18 protein-coding genes and 1 tRNA gene are annotated in these 19,869 nt (G+C 71.1%); 8 read left to right on the top strand and 11 right to left on the bottom strand.

What is annotated here, in order from left to right; translation table 11 throughout:
• Positions 1–9 precede the first annotated feature (9 nt).
• Genes AFM16_RS10565 through AFM16_RS10550 form a run of 4 tightly spaced genes read right to left on the bottom strand, consistent with a single transcriptional unit; the run spans position 10 to position 3,422 of the window.
• Positions 10–1,059 (bottom strand): NAD(P)H-dependent flavin oxidoreductase, encoded by a 1,050-nt coding sequence (locus tag AFM16_RS10565; protein ID WP_078633140.1) that lies wholly within the window; start codon positions 1,057–1,059, stop codon positions 10–12.
• A complete protein-coding gene (locus tag AFM16_RS10560; RefSeq protein WP_078633139.1) occupies positions 1,059–1,814 on the bottom strand; it encodes a CoA-transferase subunit beta in 756 nt (251 codons plus the stop codon). The genes AFM16_RS10565 and AFM16_RS10560 overlap by 1 nt, the downstream gene beginning before the upstream one ends.
• Positions 1,811–2,647 (bottom strand): CoA transferase subunit A, encoded by an 837-nt coding sequence (locus AFM16_RS10555; RefSeq protein ID WP_030793933.1) that lies wholly within the window; start codon positions 2,645–2,647, stop codon positions 1,811–1,813. Before AFM16_RS10555 ends, AFM16_RS10560 begins: the two co-directional genes overlap by 4 nt.
• On the bottom strand, positions 2,640–3,422 hold the full coding sequence (locus tag AFM16_RS10550) for an enoyl-CoA hydratase family protein (RefSeq protein WP_078633138.1): 783 nt from the start codon (positions 3,420–3,422) through the stop codon (positions 2,640–2,642). The genes AFM16_RS10555 and AFM16_RS10550 overlap by 8 nt, the downstream gene beginning before the upstream one ends.
• Before the next feature lie 54 nt (positions 3,423–3,476).
• Here AFM16_RS10550 and AFM16_RS10545 point away from each other — a divergent pair, with 54 nt between their 5' ends.
• Together AFM16_RS10545 and AFM16_RS10540 are read left to right on the top strand one after the other, a co-directional pair.
• Positions 3,477–4,226: an SDR family oxidoreductase gene (locus AFM16_RS10545; protein WP_078633137.1), complete on the top strand. Its 750-nt coding sequence runs from the start codon at positions 3,477–3,479 to the stop codon at positions 4,224–4,226.
• A 1-nt stretch (position 4,227) separates the two neighbouring features.
• Complete coding sequence (locus tag AFM16_RS10540) at positions 4,228–5,154, top strand: SDR family oxidoreductase (RefSeq protein WP_078633136.1); 927 nt, start codon at positions 4,228–4,230, stop codon at positions 5,152–5,154.
• 9 nt (positions 5,155–5,163) lie between these two features.
• Here AFM16_RS10540 and AFM16_RS10535 read toward each other — a convergent pair whose 3' ends face one another.
• Positions 5,164–6,081, bottom strand: a complete 918-nt coding sequence (locus AFM16_RS10535; RefSeq protein ID WP_078633135.1) for a hypothetical protein — start codon at positions 6,079–6,081, stop codon at positions 5,164–5,166.
• A 111-nt stretch (positions 6,082–6,192) separates the two neighbouring features.
• On the opposite strand from AFM16_RS10535, the gene AFM16_RS10530 reads away from it, so the two are divergent.
• The 4 genes from AFM16_RS10530 (at position 6,193) to AFM16_RS10515 (ending at position 12,155) form a co-directional block, all read left to right on the top strand.
• Positions 6,193–6,546: a chorismate mutase gene (locus AFM16_RS10530; RefSeq protein ID WP_030793920.1), complete on the top strand. Its 354-nt coding sequence runs from the start codon at positions 6,193–6,195 to the stop codon at positions 6,544–6,546.
• A gap of 106 nt (positions 6,547–6,652) precedes the next feature.
• Positions 6,653–9,142 carry an aminopeptidase N gene (gene pepN / locus AFM16_RS10525; RefSeq protein ID WP_078636901.1) on the top strand — a complete coding sequence of 830 codons (2,490 nt, stop codon included), beginning with the start codon at positions 6,653–6,655 and terminating at the stop codon, positions 9,140–9,142.
• A 137-nt stretch (positions 9,143–9,279) separates the two neighbouring features.
• The gene (locus tag AFM16_RS10520; RefSeq protein WP_078633134.1) at positions 9,280–10,683 is read left to right on the top strand and encodes a pyridoxal phosphate-dependent decarboxylase family protein; all 1,404 of its coding nucleotides are present in this window, start codon (positions 9,280–9,282) and stop codon (positions 10,681–10,683) included.
• On the top strand, positions 10,680–12,155 hold the full coding sequence (locus tag AFM16_RS10515) for a lysine N(6)-hydroxylase/L-ornithine N(5)-oxygenase family protein (protein ID WP_078633133.1): 1,476 nt from the start codon (positions 10,680–10,682) through the stop codon (positions 12,153–12,155). The genes AFM16_RS10520 and AFM16_RS10515 overlap by 4 nt, the downstream gene beginning before the upstream one ends.
• A 22-nt stretch (positions 12,156–12,177) precedes the next feature.
• Here AFM16_RS10515 and AFM16_RS10510 read toward each other — a convergent pair whose 3' ends face one another.
• Positions 12,178–13,983 carry a bifunctional metallophosphatase/5'-nucleotidase gene (locus AFM16_RS10510; protein WP_078633132.1) on the bottom strand — a complete coding sequence of 602 codons (1,806 nt, stop codon included), beginning with the start codon at positions 13,981–13,983 and terminating at the stop codon, positions 12,178–12,180.
• 264 nt (positions 13,984–14,247) lie between these two features.
• Between AFM16_RS10510 and pyk the strand changes: the two genes are divergently transcribed.
• Complete coding sequence (gene pyk / locus AFM16_RS10505; protein WP_078633131.1) at positions 14,248–15,684, top strand: pyruvate kinase; 1,437 nt, start codon at positions 14,248–14,250, stop codon at positions 15,682–15,684.
• Positions 15,685–15,689: 5 nt separating this feature from the next.
• On the opposite strand, the gene AFM16_RS10500 is transcribed toward pyk, so the two are convergent.
• The 3 genes from AFM16_RS10500 to AFM16_RS39320 all read right to left on the bottom strand — a co-directional run bounded on the left by AFM16_RS10500 (position 15,690) and on the right by AFM16_RS39320 (position 17,421).
• Positions 15,690–16,475: a helix-turn-helix domain-containing protein gene (locus AFM16_RS10500; RefSeq protein ID WP_078633130.1), complete on the bottom strand. Its 786-nt coding sequence runs from the start codon at positions 16,473–16,475 to the stop codon at positions 15,690–15,692.
• 24 nt (positions 16,476–16,499) lie between these two features.
• The gene (locus AFM16_RS10495) at positions 16,500–17,255 is read right to left on the bottom strand and encodes a helix-turn-helix domain-containing protein (RefSeq protein ID WP_078633129.1); all 756 of its coding nucleotides are present in this window, start codon (positions 17,253–17,255) and stop codon (positions 16,500–16,502) included.
• Positions 17,256–17,337: 82 nt separating this feature from the next.
• Positions 17,338–17,421: transfer RNA gene (locus tag AFM16_RS39320), tRNA-Leu, on the bottom strand.
• 102 nt (positions 17,422–17,523) lie between these two features.
• Here AFM16_RS39320 and AFM16_RS10490 point away from each other — a divergent pair.
• Positions 17,524–18,180: an ANTAR domain-containing response regulator gene (locus tag AFM16_RS10490; RefSeq protein ID WP_030791532.1), complete on the top strand. Its 657-nt coding sequence runs from the start codon at positions 17,524–17,526 to the stop codon at positions 18,178–18,180.
• A gap of 73 nt (positions 18,181–18,253) precedes the next feature.
• Here AFM16_RS10490 and AFM16_RS10485 read toward each other — a convergent pair whose 3' ends face one another.
• Positions 18,254–18,970 (bottom strand): ABC transporter ATP-binding protein, encoded by a 717-nt coding sequence (locus AFM16_RS10485; RefSeq protein WP_030791529.1) that lies wholly within the window; start codon positions 18,968–18,970, stop codon positions 18,254–18,256.
• Positions 18,967–19,869, bottom strand: a complete 903-nt coding sequence (locus AFM16_RS10480) for an ABC transporter ATP-binding protein (RefSeq protein WP_030791527.1) — start codon at positions 19,867–19,869, stop codon at positions 18,967–18,969. Before AFM16_RS10480 ends, AFM16_RS10485 begins: the two co-directional genes overlap by 4 nt.

The raw sequence follows: 19,869 nt of genomic DNA, 5'->3' as shown, positions 1-19,869 counted from the left end.
TGACGGCGGTCAGCGCGGCGCCGTCAGACGGTCCCTGGTCGCCTCCGCCTCCCGCATGATCCGCTCCACCAGCTCCGCGCAGGACGGCAGGTCGTCGATCACCCCGGCGACCTGCCCGGCGGCCATCACCCCGAGGTCCGTGCGGCCGTCCACCATCGCCGAGCGCAGCAGCATCGGTGTGTTCGCGGCGAGCAGGACCTGACTCCAGGACAGCTCCTTGCCGTGCCGCAGCGCGAGGCCGTCGTGCACCAACTGCCGCCAGGTGAGCCCGGACAGCCTCCGGAAGCCCGCCGCCCTGCGCACCGCGTGCAGCAGCGCCCGCGCGCGGCCCGCGTCCTCCAGCGCCGCCACCAGGTCCGTGCGCAGCATCCGGTGCGGCAGCCCGTCCACCGCGCGCGTGACCGTGACGTCCCGGACCGTCGCCGCCAGATAGCGCGCCTTCACCGCGTCCGGCACGGTCGAGTCCGAGGTCAGCAGGAACCGGGTGCCCATCGCCACCCCCGCCGCCCCATAAGCCAGCGCCGCGACCAGGCCCCGCCCGTCGAAGAAGCCGCCCGCCGCCACCACCGGGACGTCCACCGCGTCCACCACCTGCGGCAGCAGCACGGTCGTCGCCACCTCCCCGGTGTGCCCGCCGCCCTCCCCGCCCTGCACGACGACCGCGTCCGCGCCCCACGCGGCGACCTTCTCGGCATGCCGCCGCGCCCCCACCGAGGGAATGACGACGACCCCCGCCTCCTTCAGCACGGCGATCAGCTCCCGGGACGGCGCGAGCGCGAACGACGCCACCCGCACCCCCTCGTCGATCAGGATCCGCACCCGGTCCCCGGCGTCCGCCGCGTCGGCCCGCAGATTCACCCCGAACGGCGCGTCCGTACGGGAGCGCACCTCGCGGACCGCCTCCCGCAGCCCGTCCACCGTCATGGTCGCCGAGCCGAGCACGCCCAGCGCCCCCGCGTTCGCCGCCGCCGACACCAGCCGGGGGCCCGCCACCCAGCCCATGCCGCTCTGCACGATCGGACAGCGCACCCCGACCAGCCGGGTCAGTGCGGTCTCCATCAGCCGGCGACCTCCCGCGCGCGGATCCCGTCCGGGTCGATCACCTCGCGGATCAACCGCAGCTCGGCCGCGGTCGGTTCACGGGTGTACGGCACCCGGTCGGGCACCACCAGGTCGAACCCGGTCGCCTCCCGCACCTGTTCCACACTCACCCCCGGATGCACCGAGACCAGCCGCATCGCATGGTCGGGCGTGGCGAAGTCGAGGACGCCCAGATCCGTGACGACCCGGGCGAGACGGTGATGGCGGGCCCCGGCGGCACGGTCGTACCCCACCCCGCACACCAGGTCGACCTTCTCCACGAACACCCGCCGCGAATGCCGGGGGATCCAGTAACTCGTCGGGTTGTTCAGCGTGTTGACCGGCGCACCGCGCACCCCGAGCAACTGCCGCGTCGGCCGCGCCCAGTCGCCGATGCAGGAGATGTTCTGGTTGCCGAACCGGTCGAGCTGGCTCGCGCCCATCATCACGTGCCGCCGCCCGCCGGTGACCAGCTCCAGATGCGCGCGGTACGGCAGCCAGCCCTCCACGGTCCCGTCCGGGCGGACGATCAGGGCCTCGCCGTCGGTCAGCAGCAGGTCGGGGGAGAAGGTCAGCCGCGCCAGCCGGGCGCCCACCGACGGGATCGGGCCCATCGGGCTCGCCAGGATCTCCCCCGCGTCCCGCCAGGTCTCGGCACAGGCGATCACGCAGTACTCGGCACGCGTGGCGCCGCCGTCGTCCGTCCTTGTGCCCTTGCCGGACTCGCTGCTCACGCGTCCTCCTCCGCCGCCGCCCGGTAGGCCCGTTCGTCCCCCGCCAGATACCGTTCCGCGAACCGCGGCCACGGCATGCTCGCGTACCGCCGCTGGAACTCCTCGTCCCGGCCGTAGTCGGGCGCGCAGGACGTGAAGTGCGCCCCGCCCGGCGCCTCCACCACCCCTGTCACCACCTGCCGGGTGATCAGCAGCGACTGCGGCGGCGCCTCCTTCGTCAGCTCGGCGGTGTCGACGATCCGCTCGCAGGAGACGTACGCCGCGTCCGCCGCCGCGCAGAACAGGTCGTCGAAGTACGGGTCGGGGCCCAGATACTGGCCGTTGCCCAGCCGGTCGGCCCGGTTGACGTGCACCAGCGCCGCGTCCAGCCGCAGGGCGGGCATCGCGACGAACGTCTCGCCGTCGTCGTAGGGCGAAGTCACCGTGCGCAGGCCGGGGTTGATCCGCATCACGTCCGAGCCGAGCCCCGCGCGCACCGGGAGGAACGGCAGCCGGTGGGCGGCGGCGCGCAGGCCCCACAGGAACATCGCCTCGTCGATCTCGGTCAGTTCGAGGGAGCCGCTCTCACGGGCCGCGCGGTAGTGCGGTTCGAGGGGGATCGAGTCCAGCGTGACGAACGCGGCGACCAGTCGGCGGATCCGGCCCGCCGCGGCCAGCATCCCGACGTCCGGACCGCCGTACGAGACGACCGTCAGGTCCGTGACCGGTGAGCGGAGCAGGGCCCGGACCAGCGCCATGGGCTTGCGGCGCGCGCCCCAGCCGCCGATGCCGAGGGTCATGCCGCTCTCCAGCCGGGACACGGCCTCCTCGGCGGTCATCGTCTTGTCAGCCATCCGCCCCGCCCTCCTCGCCGGACGTGTCCCGCCCGGACGTGTCCTGCCCGAACGTGTTCCGGACCCGGTCGGCCACCCCCAGGGCGCTCGCCTCGAAGGTGAACCCCTGCTCGAAGCGGTAGCTGCGGCGCACGTCGACCGGATCGATGCCGTTGATGGCCGCCTTGGCCAGCCGCAGCAGCTCGCCGTCCTTGGCGGCGATCTCGCGCGCCAACTCCAGTGCCGCCGAACGCAGTTCGGCGCTCGGCACCACGCGCCACACCGAGCCGTGCGCGTGCAGCTCGGCCGCCGTGACGGTGCGCGAGGTGTAGTACAGGGCGCGCATCAGATGACCGGGGACCAGCCGGGCCAGATGGGTGGCCGCGCCGAGCGCGCCGCGGTCCAGTTCGGGCAGGCCGAAGGTGGCGTCCTCGCTCGCCACGATCGCGTCCGCGTTGCCCACCAGGCCGATGCCGCCGCCCAGACAGAAGCCGTGCACCGCCGCCACCACCGGGACCTCGCACTCGTGGACGGCCGCGAACGCCTCGGAACAGCCCCGGTTGACGCCCACCAGCGCGCCGGGGCCGCCCGCCCGCAGCTCCTTGATGTCCACGCCCGCGTTGAACCCCCGCCCCTCGGCGGACAGCACCACACAGCGCGTCCGCGGATCCCGGCCGGCCGCCCGCACCGCGTCGGCCAGCGCGAACCAGCCGGCCACCGGCAGGGCGTTCACCGGAGGGAAGGACACCGAGACGGACGCGATCCCCTTTTCCGGGGACGAGGTGGAGACACCCATGGAAGCATCAGCTACCTTTCCACCAAACGTTTGTTAGGTGGAAGGTAGCAGCGAATGGAGCTGAACGGGAAGGTCGCCGTCGTCACCGGCGGCACCCGGGGCGTCGGCGCCGGTATAGCGCGGGCCCTCGCCGAGGCCGGCGCCCGGGTGACCGTCTGCGCCCGCCGACCGCCCCCGACCCCGGTGCCGTACGCCGCGTACCGGCCGCTCGACGTCCGCGACGGCGACGCCGTCCGCGCGTTCTTCGCCGGTCTCGACCGCCTCGACGTCCTGGTCAACAACGCGGGCGGCGCCCCCTACCGCCCGCTCGACCAGGCCGACGCCGAGCGCCACGCGCGCGTGATCGAACTCAACCTGCTCGCCCCGCTGACCGTGTCCCTCGCCGCCCACCCCCCTCTGCGGCGCACCGGCGGCTCGATCGTGATGATCGGCAGCGTCAGCGGCGACCGCCCCTCGCCCGGAACCGCCGCCTACGGCGCCGCCAAGGCCGGCCTCGCCCACCTCGCCCGCTCGATGGCCGTGGAGTGGGCGCCGCGGGTCCGCGTCAACACCCTCGTGGTCGGCATGGTCCGCACCGAGCTGTCGCACCTGCACTACGGCGACGCCGACGGCGTCGAGGCCGTCGCCCGCACCGTCCCGCTCGGCCGCCTGGCCGACCCCGCCGACGTGGGCGCCGCCGCCGTCTTCCTCGCCTCCGACGCGGCCTCCTACATCAGCGGGGCGAGCCTGCTCGTGCACGGGGGAGGGGAGCGGCCCGCGTTCCTCGACGCCGCGACCGCCGACCACCACGGACAGGAGACCTGAGATGAGCGGAATCTGCGAGGGCCGGGTCGTCGTCGTCACCGGCGCCGGACGCGGCCTCGGACGGGCGCACGCGCTCGCGTTCGCGGCCGAGGGAGCCCGGCTCGTGGTCAACGACCTCGGCGTGCGCCTGGACGGCGGCACACCAGGCCCCGAAAGCCCCGGCACGCCCGGCACCCCCGCCGCCCGCGTCGTCGCCGAGATCCGCGCCGCCGGCGGCACCGCCGTCGCCCACCACGGCGACATCGCCACCCCCGAGGGCGCCGCCTCCCTCGTCACCACCGCCCTGGACACGTACGGCCGGCTCGACACGCTCGTCAACAACGCCGGCTTCCTGCGCGACCGCATGCTCGTCAACCTCGACGAGGACGACTGGGACGCCGTCCTGCGCGTCCACCTCAAGGGCCACTTCCTCCCCCTGCGGCACGCCGCCGCGCACTGGCGCGCCGAGACCAAGGCCGGCCGCCCGCCCGCCGCCCGGATCGTCAACACCGCCAGCGGCGCCGGACTGCTGGGCTCGGTCGGACAGGCCGGTTACAGCGCCGCGAAGGCCGGGATCGTGGCCCTCACCCTGGTCGCGGCCGCCGAACTCGCCCGCTACGGCGTCCAGGTCAACGCCATCGCGCCCGCCGCCCGCACCCGGATGACCGAACGCGCCTTCGCCACGGCCATGGCCGCCCCCGCCACCGGCTTCGACGCCATGGCCCCGGAGAACGTCTCCCCGCTCGTCGTCTGGCTGGGCTCCGTCGCGAGCGACGGCGTCACCGGACGCGTCTTCGAGGCGGAGGGCGGACGGATCACCGTCATGGAGGGCTGGCGACCGGGCCCCACCGCCGACAAGGGCGCCCGCCGCAGCCCGGCGGAGGCGGGGGAGACCGTACTCGAGCTCCTCGCACGGGCGGAGCCACCGGGAGCGGTCTATGGGGCATAGCCGCCCGTCCTACGTGTCGCACTCCAGCACCGTCCGGCACAGACCGCACCGCGCCCGCACCCGCCCCTTCACCGGCACCCTGATCCGCTGATGGCAGGTCGGGCACGGGAACGTCACCCGCAGCGGCCCCGCCGGATCGGCCGCGAACGCGTACGGCGCGTCCGCCGCGTCCGTGCCCCCGGACGACCCGCCGGACCCCTCGGCGACATGCTGCGCATGCCGCCGGTCACGCGCGTACCGGCGCCGCCCCGCCCAGCCCGCCGCCGTCAGCGGCGGCTGCCGCTCGTCGTGCCGCGCCCGCTCGAGACCGCGCCCGTACGCCGTGTACGCCTGCGCGCTGGTGAACCACGCCGACGGATCCTCCCCGAACATCAGCGACCGCTTCGCCAGCACGTACCCGAACTCCTCCGGCGTCAGATACCCCAGCTTCTGCGAGGACACCCCGTCCTCGCGGAAGGCGTCGAGGAGCAGCCAGCCCGCCCCCAGATACGTCGTCGCCGTGTCCGTCAGGATCTCGTTGTCCCGCGTCCCGGGGAACGACAGATCCATCCGGTGCAGATACACATGCATGATCTCGTGCGCCAGCGCCGCCCCGATGTCCCGCCGATGCGTACGGAACCGGTCGTTCAGCTCGATGAAGTACTCCGGCCCCGCCGTCAGCTCCACATGCGCCGCGTGCTCCATCTCCCGGAACGCCACCACCATCCGCGCGTCCGGCAGCCGGTAGTGCCGCACCAGCTCCCGCGCCACCCGCTGCGCCCCCAGATGCAGATCGTCCACGTCGCAGAACGCCACGTCGGCCGGCGGCACACTCACCGCGAACTGATGGACCGTGCCGTACGACAGCCGCCGGTACAGGGCCGTGACGGCCGCCCGCACCGTCGCGAGATGCGGAAAACCGTGCTCGACCGGACCACCGTTGGCCACGCCCGCACCCCCAAGACGCCGTGCACCCGCCCACCGGTGCACCCGGTCTCCCACTGTACGAGCCACCACCGGGCAAGGCCCCCCGCACGCCACGCACTAGGGTGATCGCCCATGACCACCAGCGACACCCCGGGAAGCGGCGACGTCGACCAGACCGTGCGCGCCGAGCTGGCCCGGCTGCGCGAGAGCATCGACAACATCGACGCCGCCGTCGTCCACATGCTCGCCGAACGCTTCAAGGCCACCCAGCAGGTCGGCCACCTCAAGGCCCGCCACCAGCTCCCGCCCGCCGACCCGGCCCGCGAGGCCCGCCAGATCGCCCGGCTGCGCGCCCTCGCCGAGAGCGCCCACCTCGACCCCGCCTTCGCCGAGAAGTTCCTCAACTTCATCATCGCCGAGGTGATCCGCCACCACGAACGCATCGCGGAGGACAGCGGCCAGGACCCGGCGCCCGCACCCCGCTGACGGACGCGTTCCGGCAGCTCCGGCGGCTCCGGCGCGAGCACGGGACATAGGGCGCGTACCGAACCGCCCCTGTGCCCGGCCGGCGGCATCAGGCAGCATGTCGTCCATGTCCGTACTGACGCGCGACGAAGCGCAGAACCGTGCCCAGCTCCTCGACGTACACCGCTACACCATCGAGCTCGACCTGACCACCGGCGAGGAGACCTTCGAGTCCCGGACCGCCATCAGGTTCACCGCACGCGCCGATGGCACCACCTTCGTCGAGCTCAAGCCCGCCGAACTGCGCTCCGCCACCCTCGACGGACAACCCCTCGACCCCGCCGCCCTCACCGGCAACCGCCTCCCCCTCGCCGACCTGGCCGCCGGCGAACACGAACTGCGCGTCCACGCCACCATGCGCTACTCCCGCACCGGCGAGGGCATGCACCGCTTCACCGACCCCACCGACGGCGAGACCTACCTCTACACCCAGCTCTTCATGGACGACGTCCAGCGCGTCTTCACCGCCTTCGACCAGCCCGACCTCAAGGCCGTCTTCGAACTCACCGTCACCGCACCCGACGGCTGGAGCGTCCTCGCCAACGGCATCACCGAACACCTCGGCGACGGCCGCTGGAAGGCCGCCCCCACCCCCCTCATCTCCACCTACCTCGTCGCCGTCGCCGCCGGACCCTGGCACTCCGTCACCACCGAACACCGCGGCCTGCCCTTCGGCATCCACTGCCGCCGCTCCCTCGCCCCCCACCTCGACGCCGACGCCGACGAACTCCTCGAGATCACCCGGCAGTGCTTCGACCGCTACCACGAGAAGTTCGACGAGCCCTACCCCTTCGACTCCTACGACCAGGCGTTCGTCCCCGAGTTCAACGCCGGCGCCATGGAGAACCCCGGACTGGTCACCTTCCGCGACGAGTTCGTCTACCGCTCCGCCGTCACCGACACCGAACGCCAGACCCGCGCCATGGTCGTCGCCCACGAGATGGCCCACATGTGGTTCGGCGACCTCGTCACCCTGCGCTGGTGGGACGACATCTGGCTCAACGAGTCCTTCGCCGAGTACATGGGCTACCAGACCCTCACCGAGGCCACCCGCTTCACCGACACCTGGACCGACTTCGGCGTCGTCCGCAAGGCCTGGGGCTACGACGCCGACCAGCGCCCCTCCACCCACCCCGTCGCCCCCGAAGCCGTCCCCGACACCGCCTCCGCGCTCCTCAACTTCGACGGCATCTCCTACGCCAAGGGCGCCTCCGCACTCCGCCAGCTCGTCACCTGGCTCGGCGAGAAGGACTTCCTGGCCGGCATCAACACCCACTTCGCCCGCCACCGCTTCGGCAACGCCACCCTCGCCGACTTCATCGACTCCCTCGCCACCACCACCGAACGCGACGTCCACGCCTGGGCCGACACCTGGCTGCGCACCACCGGCGTCGACACCCTCATCCCCGTCGTCACCGGCACCGGCAGCGAGCACGCCCTCACCGTCGAACACCACGGCACCCGCCCCCACCGCATCGCCGTCGGCCTCTACGACACCGACCTCGCCGACGACGACAGCCCCGCCCGCCTCACCCCGCGCGAACGCCTCCACCTCGACGTCCCGCAGAGCGCCCCCCAGCCCCTCGGCAAGCGCCCCGCCCTGCTCCTCCTCAACGACGGCGACCTCACCTACGCCAAGATCCGCTTCGACAGCCGGTCCTTCGACACCGTCCGCGCCTGTCTGTCCGCCCTGCCCGACCCCCTCACCCGCGCCGTCGTCTGGAACGCCCTGCGCGACGCCGTCCGCGACGGCGAACTCGCCCCCGCCGACTACCTCGACATCGCCCGCGCCCACCTCCCGCGCGAGACCGACCTCGCCCTCGTCCAGGGCGTCCTCGCCTTCGCCGGCACCCAGATCGCCGGCCGCTACGTCGGCCCCGACCAGCGCCCCGCCGCCCTCGCCACCCTCGGCTCCCTGTGCCGCGACCTCATCCGCCGCACCGAGGACGGCGACCACCCCGGCCTGCGCCTGATCGCCGTACGCCACTTCATCGACGTCGCCGCCCACCCCGAGACCATCACCGCCTGGCTCACCGAGGGCACCGTCCCCGGCGGCCCCGAACTCGACCCCGACCTGCGCTGGCGCGTCCTCGCCCGGCTCGCCGTCCTCGGCGCCACCGACGAGGACGCCATCGCCGCCGAACTCGACCGCGACCCCTCCGCCACCGGCCAGGAAGGCGCCGCCCGCTGCCGCGCCGCCCTGCCCACCGAAGCGGCCAAGGAGAAGGCGTGGGCGGCCATGTTCGCCTCCGACGACCTCTCCAACTACCTCTTCACCGCCACCGCCCAGGGCTTCTGGCAGCCCGAACAGGCCGACCTCACCCGCCCCTACGTCGCCCGCTTCTACGAGGACGCCGTCGCCCTCGCCGCCCGCCGCGGGCCCGCCATCGCCGACGCCGCCGGCCGCTGGGCCTTCCCCGCCCACGCCGTCGACACCGACACCCTCCACCTCGGCGAGAACTGCCTGCGCGACGCCGACCTCACCCCCGCCCTGCGCCGCAAGCTCGTCGACCAGCTCGACGACCTCGCCCGCGCCCTCAAGGTGCGCTCCATCTAGCGTCCCTCGTCGCGCCGTTGACGATCGGTACCCCCTTTCGGGTGCCGATCGTCCGGCTTCCCGGACACGCCCACCCCCTCCCCGTACAAGCTGGAACCCCTCTGTTCCGCTCTGCGCCGCGTACGCCGGAGGACCCCATGAGCAGCCCGCCCCTCGCCTCCGGCCCCGACGGCACCGACGCGCTGCGGCCCCTGCTCGACACCGTCCTCGACGCCCTCGACACCGGCCGCCGGGCCCGCGGCGGCCCCCTGCCCGCCGGCGGACCCGCGGCCGTCACCGCACAGGTCCGCGCCGCCGTCGGCGACATCCTCCCCGCCCACGGCGACCCCGACGCGCTGCGCACCCTCGTCCACACCCTCGCCGCCGGTGCCGCCGACCCCGCCGACCCCCTGTGCGCGGCCCATCTGCACTGCCCGCCCCTCGCCGTCGCCACCGCCGCCGACCTCGCCGCCAGTGCCCTCAACCCCTCCCTCGACTCCTGGGACCAGGCCCCCGCCGCCTCCGCACTGGAAGCCCTCGTCACCCACGCCCTCGCCGCCGAGGTCTACGGCCACCGGGCCCCCGGCGCACCCCCCGACGCCCTCGTCACCACCGGCGGCACCGAATCCAACCAACTCGCCCTCCTCCTCGCCCGCGAAGCCCACGCCCACAGCCACACCCACGGCAGCACCCTGCGCCTGGTCTGCGGCGCCAACGCCCACCACTCACTGCCCCGCGCCGCCTGGCTCCTCGGCCTGCCCGACCCCGTCGTCCTGCCCACCCCCACCGGCCGCCTCGACCCCGACACCCTCGACACCGCCCTCCGCGGCCTCCCCGGCCCCGGCCCCGTCGTCGTGGCCGCCACCGCGGGCACCACCGACGCCGGCCTCATCGACCCCCTCCCCGAGATCGCCGCCCGCTGCGCCGCCCATGGCGCCCGCCTCCACATCGACGCCGCATACGGCGGCGGCCTCCTCTTCAGCGACCGCCACCGCCCCCTCCTCACCGGCCTCGACACCGCCCACACCGTCACCCTCGACCTGCACAAACTCGGCTGGCAGCCCGTCGCCGCCGGACTCCTCGCCGTCCGCGACCCCGCCGACCTCACCCCCCTCCACCAGCGCGCCGACTACCTCAACGCCGACGACGACACCGACGCCGGCCTCCCCGACCTCCTCGGCCGCTCCCTGCGCACCACCCGACGCCCCGACGTCCTCAAGATCGCCGCCACCCTGCGCACCCTCGGCCGCGACGGACTCGGCGCCCTCGTCGACCAGGTCCACGCCCACGCCCGGCACCTCGCCGCCCTCGTCGCCGCCCACCCCGACCTCACCCTCCACGCCCCGCCCACCCTCACCACCGTCCTCTTCCGCCCCACCCACGCCACCGACGACACCGTCGCCGCCGTCCGCCGCCGCCTCCTCGCCGACGGCCGCGCCGTCCTCGGCCGCGCCCGCCTCGACGGCCGCCTCTGGCTCAAAGCCACCCTCCTCAACCCCCACACCCGGCCCGACGACCTGGCCGCCCTCCTGCACCTGGTGGAAGGAAACACCCCCCGATGACCGCCCCGACCGATCCCCCCAACCCCCACGCCCATCCCCAGCCCCAGCCGCCGTACTCCGCCCCCGACACCCCCCGCGACCTCGTCGGCGTCGGCATCGGCCCCTGCAACCTCTCCCTCGCCGCCCTCGCCCACCCCCTCGCCGAACTCGACGCCGTCTTCTACGACCAGGCCCCCGCCTTCGCCTGGCACCCCGGCCTCCTCCTCGACGGCTCCCGCATCCAGGTCCCCTTCCTCGCCGACCTCGTCACCCTCGCCGACCCCACCAGCCCCTGGAGCTTCCTCAACTACCTCCGCACCCGCGAACGCCTCTACCCCTTCTACTTCGCCGAGCACTTCCACATCCAGCGCGCCGAATACGACGCCTACTGCCGCTGGGCCGCCGAACACCTCCCCGGCCTGCACTTCCGCCACCAGGTCGACGCCGTCCGCTGGAACCCCGAACGCGAGGTCTTCGAGGTCGACTTCACCCAGCTCGACACCGACGGCGAAGCCGAAGCCCTCGGCCGCACCTACACCCGCAACGTCGTCCTCGGCATCGGCACCGAGCCCCACGTCCCCGACCCGCTCCGCCCCCTCGCCGAAGCCCCCGGCATCCCCGTCGTCCACGCAGGCGACTACCTCACCCACCGCGACACCCTCCTCGCCGCGGACCACATCACCGTCGTCGGCTCAGGACAGTCCGGCGCCGAAGTCTTCCTCGACCTCCTCAGAGCCCGCCCCGCCGGACACGAACGCCTCCACTGGATCGGCCGCACCCACGCGTTCGCCCCCATGGAGTACTCCAAACTCGGCCTCGAACACTTCACCCCCGACTACACCCGCTACTTCCACCGCCTCGCCGAACCCGTCCGCGACCGCCTCGTCCACGCACAGTGGCAACTCCACAAGGCCGTCGACGCCGGCACCCTCGCCGCCATCCACGACGAGCTGTACCGCCGCACCCTGCACGGCGGCTGGCCCGACGCCGTCCTCACCCCCGGAGTCCACGTCCGCACCGCCGGCCGCATCGCCGGCACCCGCATCGAACTCCACCTCGAACACCTCCAGCAGAACACCCGCACCCGCCTCACCACCGACGCCGTCGTCCTCGCCACCGGCCACCGCGAACGCCCCCTCGACCGCATCCTCGCCGGACTCGACCCCCACCTCCGCCGCGATCAGGCCCGACGCCCCCGCATCGACGACCACTACCGCCTCGACCTCGACCCCCGCATCACCGACACCGGCTGCCACATCTACGTCCAGAACGCCGAACGCCACACCCACGGCGTCGGCGCCCCCGACCTCGGCCTCGCCGCCTGGCGCAGCGCCACCCTCCTCAACACCCTCACCGGCAAGGACAACTACCCCCTCCCCGCCCGCACCGCCTTCACCACCTTCGGCCTCGAACACGGCCACGAACACCGACAGCCCCAGATCCCGCCCGCACGCCAGTACCGCACCCTGACACCCCTGCGCGACGGAACCTGAGGCCGTCAGACCCACCGACCGGCTAGAACACCGGCACACCGTCCCGCGTGAGCCTCCAGTCCACCGACGCGAAGTCCTTCGGATCCAGCACACCCTTCGCGGTCACCCACTCCGCGATCCGCGTCCGGATCTCCGTCGACTCCGACCACACCTCAAGGGCGGAGGCCACATGCGGGAACGCACCGCCGCCGTTCGCCCGGTAGTTGTTCACCGCGAACACGAACTCCCGCGCGTCGTCAAGCGCCGCACCCTCGTACGTCAGATTCCGGATCCGCGAACCCGGCGCCTGCGCGATGTCGATGTCGTACGACAACCCCGACACATAGTCGTAGTTGTAGTCCGGACGGCCACCCGCGTTCGTCAGCTTCTCCACATCGACGACCGCGTCCGCCGCCGTCCGCACGAAATACTCTGCCGAGTACTCCAGGTACGCCCTGATCTGCGCACCCGTCATCACCTTCGCCACCAGCGTGTTGTCATACACGTACAGGCTCGACAGATCCCGGATCGTCACGTTCCCCGCCGGGATCTCCGAGGTGCGCGAGAACGGCGACGCCTGCGAGATCACCGGCAGCGACGCGTACGACGTCCCCACCAGCGCCGCCCGCACCACGTCCTCCTGCACCTTCGTGATCAGGTCGATGATCGGCGCGTCCTTGTACCGCGCCTCGACCGTCGTCAGCGTCGCCGTCGCCGTACCCACCACCTGATTGACGTACGACACCACCTTCGCGTGCTCGTCCGCCAGCAGCTTGGTGATCTTCTTGTCGTCGGCCACCGCGTTGGAGTTCAGCACCTTCGACGCCACCGACTCCACCGACCAGCGCCCCTTGGCGAACACCAGCTCGATGTCGAACACGGACAACCGCTCCGCGAACGCCAGCGGCTCCGACAGCACCACCGTCTTCCCCGTCTTCGCGTTCGTCACCTTCAGCTCGGGGATCTCCACATGCGCGTGCCCCACCAGGATCGCGTCGATCCCCGGCACCTGCTGCGCCACCAGCGCCGCCGAATTCTCCACGTACGGCAACTGGTCACCGTACGACGACGTACCCGACGACCCCGAGTGCGCCGACACCACGACCACGTCCGCGCCCATCGACCTCAGCTTGGGCACCCACTTCGCGGCCTGCTCCTCAAGGCCCGGGAACGCCAGCTTGCCCTGCACATACGCCTTGTCCCAGATCGCGATACCCGGGTTGGTCAGCCCCAGCACCGCCACCTTCACCGGCGGCGCCCCCTTCACATGGAACGACTTCATGAAGTACGGCGGGAACGCCGGCTTCAGCGTCTTCGCGTCCACCGCGTTCGCGCCCAGCAGCGGGAAACGGCACTGCCGCTCGAACGCGCGCAGCGTCTCGATGCCGTAGTTGAACTCGTGGTTGCCCAGCGCCACCGCGTCGTACCCGATCGCGTTCATCGCCTGCGCCATCGGATGCACCGGACCGCCCTTGGCGGTGATCGGGTCGACCTTGGCGTAGTAGTACGTCAGCGGCGTGCCCTGGATGGTGTCGCCCGCGTCCAGCAGCAGCGTGTTGCAGCGGCCCTTCTCCGCCCGCACCCGGTTCACCAGCGTCGAGATCCGCGCCAGGCCCTGCGCGTTGCCCGCCGCGTCCTGGTACTCGGCGTTCTTGAAGTAGTCCCAGTTGAAGACATGGCCGTGCAGGTCCGTCGTCCCCATCACGGTCAGCGCGTACCGCTTCTGCTTCTGCGCCGGCCTGCCCGCCTGGACGGCGTGCGCCGCCGGGGCCCCGGCCGCGCTCGCGACCGCCACCCCCGCCCCGGTCGCGGCGGACTTCTTCAGGAACTTCCGGCGGTTCAACGGCATGTCTCGTGCTCCTCGGCAAAGGCGAACAACGCGCGTGGGTAACGCGCGTAGATTCTGACTCGGACATGACTAACCGCAACAGACCCCGGAGGTTGCGATCTGATGACCGGCACGGTCGGATCGGATCATCCGATGGTCCACGAGGCGCTCATCGGAGCGGCACCCCGCACAATTCAACACTTGTCAACTGGGCTTCACGCAACGCTTGTTGGGCGGTCATGTCCTCCCAATTCGCTACCGATCGGTAAGCCATAGGCTCGACCCATGCGCCGAGCGAAAATCGTCTGCACCCTGGGCCCCGCCACCGACACCTTCGACCAGATCAAAGCCCTCGTCGAAGCCGGAATGGACGTCGCCCGACTGAACCTCAGCCACGGCGGCCACGCCGAACACGAGGAGCGCTACCGCCACGTGCGCAAGGCGTCCGACGAGACCGGCCACAGCGTCGGCGTCCTCGCAGACCTTCAAGGCCCGAAGATCCGCCTCGGCCACTTCGCCGAAGGCCCCGTACTCCTTGAACGCGACGACACCTTCACCATCACCGTCGAAGAAGGCGTCGCAGGCGACCGCCACCACTGCGGCACCACCTACGGCGGCCTCGCCGACGACGTCACCCCCGGCGAACGCATCCTCGTCGACGACGGCAAGGTCTGCCTCGAAGTCACCTCCGTCGACGGCCCACGCGTGCGCACCCGCGTCCTCGAAGGCGGCATCGTCTCCGACCACAAGGGCCTCAACCTCCCCGGCGTCGCCGTCTCCGTCCCCGCCCTCTCCAAGAAGGACGAGGAAGACCTCCGCTGGGCCCTGCGCACCGGCGTCGACGTCATCGCCCTGTCCTTCGTCCGCAGCGGCAAGGACATCACCGACGTCCACCGCATCATGGACGAGGAGGGACGCCGGCTCCCCGTCATCGCCAAGGTCGAGAAACCCCAGGCCGTCGAGAACATCGACGACATCGTCGCCGCGTTCGACGGCATCATGGTCGCCCGCGGCGACCTCGGCGTCGAGATGCCCCTCGAACTCGTGCCGATCGTCCAGAAACGCGCCATCAAACTCGCCAAGCGCAACGCCAAGCCGGTGATCGTCGCCACCCAGATGCTCGACTCCATGATCGAGAACTCCCGGCCGACCCGCGCGGAAGCCTCCGACGTGGCCAACGCGGTGATCGACGGCTCGGACGCGGTGATGCTCTCCGGCGAGACCAGCGTCGGCAAGTACGCCGTCCAGACCGTCCGCACCATGTCCAAGATCGTCGCCGCCGCGGAACAGGACATCCTCGCCAAGGGCCTCCCGCCGCTGACCGACAGCAACAAACCCCGCACCCAGGGCGGCGCCATGGCCCGCGCGGCGGCGGAGATCGGCGACTTCCTCGGCGCACGGTTCCTGGTCGCCTTCACCCAGAGCGGCGACACGGCCCGCCGCCTCTCCCGCTACCGCTCCCCGATCCCCCTCCTCGCCTTCACCCCCGAACCGGCGACCCGCTCCCAGCTCAACCTCACCTGGGGCGTGGAAACCTTCCTCGGCCCCCACGTCGACTCCACGGACGCGATGGTCGACCAGGTGGACGACCTCCTCCTCAAATACGGCCGCTGCGAAAAGGGCGACGTGGTCGTCATCACGGCCGGCTCACCCCCCGGCGTCTCCGGCTCCACCAACCTGGTCCGAGTCCACCACATCGGCGAGGACGACAGCCCGAAGTAGGGGGCTCAGTGCTTGGGCCCCACATGGGCGTCGAGCAAGGCGACATGAGCCTTCTTCGCGACAGAGATGTTGTACGGATCGCCGCCCCGCGTGCAGTGGGTCCACCCGACACCCAGCTTGTCGAGGGTGTCGGTGTAGAGCTTCCGGATGTCGTCGGACACATTGGTGAAGAAGAACCGCGGATACTCATACCGCTTCCGCACCCCACCAACGGTGCGGGTCGTCCAGTTGACGATCCGACACCCATCGGAGTGAATGAGCCCTCGGACGAACTCCCAGGGTCGGGCATCGACGATCTCCTGCTGCCAGGGTTCGAGCGCGATCTTGCGCTCGTGCTTCCTGCCGGGGCCATGCTGTGGAAACAGACACCAGAGGTGCTTGGAGTAGAGCTTCACCTCGTGGCAGCCCTTACGGCGGACTCGGCAGACCGAGTTTCCCGGGAAGACCGCCCGCATGGCCTTCTCGCACTCGTCCATGAGCCCCGGGTGGGCATCGGCACAGGAGACGGACAGGCTGGGCACCCGCATCGCACGGTTCTGGACGATGTGGCCATCACCGAGGTAGAGCCCCAAGAGGTAGGCATAGGCGGCAGAATCCAACTCGCCTTCGCAACGGGGACAGGGCGGTTGCACGCGTCCGGGACACCCCCCGCGCGCGGCGCGATCCATGTGCTTCCAGTAGCCGACGGTGCCCAGCGGGATGCCGAGCCGCCGCGCCACATCGGCGTTACGGACCCCGTCCCGCAACAACGTGACGGCCTTCTGTCGAACCTCGGTTCCATGAAAGTTCATGGGTGATCCTCCGTTCATCGGGGGTCAGTGCTTGGGGCCCACGTGCGCCTCCAGGCGGGCGACAGAGGCTTTGCGGGCGACGGAGATGTTGAACGCGCATCCGTTCCGCGCTGACTGCGTCCACTCGATGCCCAGCTTGTCGAGGGTGTCGGTGTAGAGCTTCCGGATGTCGTCGGAGACATTGGTGAAGAAGTACCGGGGGTACTCGTAGCGCTTCCGCTCCCCGCCGATCATTCGGGTCGTCCAGTTGGTGATGCGGCAGCCGTCCGAGTGGATGAGGCCCCTGACGAACTCCCAGGGATGGGCGTCGACGATCTCCTGCTGCCAGGGTTCGAGTGCGATCTTGCGCTCGTGCTTCCTGCCGGGGCCGTGCTGGGGGAAGAGGAGCGGCCAGTGCCGGGAGTAGGAGGTCACCATGACGCACCCCTGCTTCTTCGCGAGGTGGACGCCGATGCCGGGGTGCACGCGGGTGATGGCCTCCCGGCACTCCTGGATGAGTCCGGGCCATGCGTCGGCGCAGGCGATGCGTAGGTAGTAGCCGCTCCGGGGGTGCGCGCTGATGCAGCCGTCGCCCAGGTAGAGCCCCAGTAAGTAGGAGTACGCGGGCCGATCGGTGGGAGGGCCGGGAACCGGTGGCGCCATCTTGGGCGGCGGGTCCGGTCGGTGCTGCCACGAGCGGATCGCGGCACGGGAAATGCCCGTCTCTTTGCTTACCGCGTTGAGGCTGCGGCCTTGCGCCACCAACGCGAGTGCTCGCTTGCGGGTGCTGACGTCGTACATGTGAACACTCTGAGAGAGTGATCGCCACGCTGTGCAGCAAAAAGCGGATGTTCACGAGAACGTGAACATCCGCTTTTCGATGTGCCCGGTGTGGGATTCGAACCCACATGCCCGAAGGCACGGTGGTTTGAGCACCGCGAGTCTGACCAGATTCCTCCAACCGGGCAGGCCGTGGAACTCTGCGAAGTGTACCGGGTGACCGAGTGATGCTGCAGCTAGGTAGGCTCTAGGGGAGCAGTACCTGCCCGGCCCGCAACAAGGAGCCCCCGTGACCGCCCCCGAGTCGCCCCAGCCCGTGGACGCGCCCGATGATGACAAGTCGCACGTGCCTCCGCTGACGACCCGTGTCGTCATCGCCGAGGACGAGGCCCTGATCCGGCTCGATCTCAAAGAGATGCTGGAGGAGGAGGGCTACAGCGTCGTGGGTGAGGCCGGTGACGGCGAGCAGGCCGTCGAGCTGGCCCGTGAGCACAAGCCCGACCTCGTGATCCTCGACGTGAAGATGCCCAAGCTCGACGGCATCTCGGCCGCCGAGAAGATCGCCGAGGAGCGCATCGCCCCGGTGCTGATGCTCACCGCGTTCTCGCAGCGCGACCTCGTGGAGCGGGCCCGGGACGCGGGTGCGATGGCGTATCTCGTGAAGCCGTTCAGCAAGAGCGATGTCGTGCCGGCGATCGAGATGGCCGTCTCCCGGTTCACGGAGCTGAAGGAGCTGGAGAACGAGGTCGCCGATCTCACGCTCCGGCTGGAGACGCGCAAGCTCGTGGACCGGGCGAAGTCGATCCTTCAGACGGAGTACGGGCTGACGGAGCCCGCCGCGTTCCGGTGGATCCAGAAGACGTCGATGGACCGGCGGATGTCGATGCAGCAGGTCGCCGAGGCGGTCATTCAGGACGCCGAGGAGAAGAAGGCCGCGAAGGGCTGAGAGCCAGTACGCGTGACTGAGGCCCGCCTCCCTTGGTAGGGGGAGGCGGGCCTCAGTCGTGTCAGGGTCCGGGTCAGTCCTCGCCGAGGTACGCCTTGCGGACGGACTCGTCGTGGAGCAGGTCCTGGCCGGTGCCGGAGAGGACGATCTTGCCGATCTCCATGACGTGACCGTGGTCGGCCAGCGAGAGCGCGGCCTGGGCGTTCTGCTCGATGAGCAGGATGGTCATGCCCTGGGACTTCAGTTCGGCGATGGTCGCCATGATCTTCTGCATCATGATGGGGGAGAGGCCCATGGAGGGCTCGTCCAGCATGAGCAGCTTGGGCTGGGACATGAGGGCCCGGCCCATGGCGAGCATCTGCTGTTCACCGCCGGAGAGGGTTCCCGCGGCCTGCTTGCGGCGCTCTCCCAGGATGGGGAAGAGGTCGTAGGCGCGCTGGATGTCCTTCTCGATGCCGGCCTTGTCGCTGCGGAGGAAGGCGCCGAGGCGGAGGTTGTCCTCGATCGTCATGCGCGGGAAGATGTGCCGCCCCTCGGGGGAGTGGGCGAGTCCGAGCGCGACGATGTCGTGGGCGGGGGTCTTCTTCAGCGATTTGCCGTTGAACTTGATCTGGCCGCCGACCGGCTTGAGGAGGCCGGAGAGGGTGCGCAGGGTGGTGGTCTTGCCGGCGCCGTTGGTGCCGATCAGGGTGACGACCTCGCCGGCCTCGACCTTGAACGAGATGCCCTTGACGGCCTCGATCTTGCCGTAGGCGACCCGGAGGTCCTCGACTTCGAGCAGTGCGGTCATCGGTCGTTCTCCTTGCCGGGCGCGGCGTCCGTCGTGGTCTCGGCCTTCGCCTCGGCGGCCTCGACTTCGGCGACCTCTTCGTCGCCGGGGGCGTTCTCGAAGGGCTCGCCGAGGTAGGCGGCGACGACGCGTTCGTCGCCCTGGACGGTGGCGCTGTCGCCTTCGACGAGCTTCTCGCCCTGGACGAGTACGGCGACCCGGTCGCAGAGGTTGAAGATGAAGCGCATGTCGTGCTCGATGACGAGGACGGCGATGCCCTTGTCGCGGATGGCGAAGACGAGCTCTTCGGTGGCGCGGGTTTCCTGGGGGTTCATGCCGGCGGTGGGCTCGTCGAGGAGGAGCAGGCCGGGCTCGCTGGCGAGTGCGCGGGCGATTTCGAGCTTGCGCTGTTCGCCGTAGGGCAGGTTGCGGGCGAGGTGGTCGGCCTTCTTTTCGAGGCCGATGAACTCCAGGAGTTCCATGGCGCGTTCGCGGGAGGTGGCTTCGGCCTTGTGGAAGCCGGGTCCGCGCAGGACGGCCGACCAGAAGCCTTCCTTGGTGCGGGTGTGGCGTCCGACGAGGACGTTCTCCAGGACGGTCATGTTGGCGAAGAGCCGGATGTTCTGGAAGGTGCGGGCGACGCCTGCGGCCGTGACCTTGAAGGACTTGGGCGGCAGGACGGTGCCCTTGTAGCGGACCTCGCCCTCGGTGGGGATGTAGAGGCCGGTGAGGCAGTTGAAGAAGGTGGTCTTGCCGGCGCCGTTGGGGCCGATGAGGCCGACGATCTCTCCGGCGTTGACGTGGAGGTCGACGTTGCGGACGGCGGTGAGGCCGCCGAAGCGCATGGTGACGCCGCGGGCTTCGAGGACCTTTTCGCCGGTGGGGGCGGGGGCGGCCGTGGTGGTGGTGTCGGTGGTCAT

Origin of the sequence: Streptomyces antibioticus (genome assembly GCF_002019855.1) — a bacterium.
Classification (GTDB): domain Bacteria; phylum Actinomycetota; class Actinomycetes; order Streptomycetales; family Streptomycetaceae; genus Streptomyces; species Streptomyces antibioticus_B.
The sequence above is the reverse complement of the archived record's forward strand: the minus strand, read 5'-3'. Positions and strand labels throughout refer to the sequence as shown.

What these genes read in the sequence shown, in the direction of transcription:
- AFM16_RS10550 (WP_078633138.1), bottom strand. Translation starts at nt 3,422, where the DNA reads ATGGGTGTCTCCACCTCGTCCCCGGAAAAGGGGATCGCGTCCGTCTCG.
- AFM16_RS10545 (WP_078633137.1), top strand. Translation starts at nt 3,477, where the DNA reads ATGGAGCTGAACGGGAAGGTCGCCGTCGTCACCGGCGGCACCCGGGGC.
- AFM16_RS10485 (WP_030791529.1), bottom strand. Translation starts at nt 18,970, where the DNA reads ATGACCGCACTGCTCGAAGTCGAGGACCTCCGGGTCGCCTACGGCAAG.
- AFM16_RS10540 (WP_078633136.1), top strand. Translation starts at nt 4,228, where the DNA reads ATGAGCGGAATCTGCGAGGGCCGGGTCGTCGTCGTCACCGGCGCCGGA.
- pyk (WP_078633131.1), top strand. Translation starts at nt 14,248, where the DNA reads ATGCGCCGAGCGAAAATCGTCTGCACCCTGGGCCCCGCCACCGACACC.
- pepN (WP_078636901.1), top strand. Translation starts at nt 6,653, where the DNA reads ATGTCCGTACTGACGCGCGACGAAGCGCAGAACCGTGCCCAGCTCCTC.
- AFM16_RS10480 (WP_030791527.1), bottom strand. Translation starts at nt 19,869, where the DNA reads ATGACCACCGACACCACCACCACGGCCGCCCCCGCCCCCACCGGCGAA.
- AFM16_RS10530 (WP_030793920.1), top strand. Translation starts at nt 6,193, where the DNA reads ATGACCACCAGCGACACCCCGGGAAGCGGCGACGTCGACCAGACCGTG.
- AFM16_RS10495 (WP_078633129.1), bottom strand. Translation starts at nt 17,255, where the DNA reads ATGTACGACGTCAGCACCCGCAAGCGAGCACTCGCGTTGGTGGCGCAA.
- AFM16_RS10520 (WP_078633134.1), top strand. Translation starts at nt 9,280, where the DNA reads ATGAGCAGCCCGCCCCTCGCCTCCGGCCCCGACGGCACCGACGCGCTG.
- AFM16_RS10555 (WP_030793933.1), bottom strand. Translation starts at nt 2,647, where the DNA reads ATGGCTGACAAGACGATGACCGCCGAGGAGGCCGTGTCCCGGCTGGAG.
- AFM16_RS10565 (WP_078633140.1), bottom strand. Translation starts at nt 1,059, where the DNA reads ATGGAGACCGCACTGACCCGGCTGGTCGGGGTGCGCTGTCCGATCGTG.
- AFM16_RS10515 (WP_078633133.1), top strand. Translation starts at nt 10,680, where the DNA reads ATGACCGCCCCGACCGATCCCCCCAACCCCCACGCCCATCCCCAGCCC.
- AFM16_RS10500 (WP_078633130.1), bottom strand. Translation starts at nt 16,475, where the DNA reads ATGAACTTTCATGGAACCGAGGTTCGACAGAAGGCCGTCACGTTGTTG.
- AFM16_RS10510 (WP_078633132.1), bottom strand. Translation starts at nt 13,983, where the DNA reads ATGCCGTTGAACCGCCGGAAGTTCCTGAAGAAGTCCGCCGCGACCGGG.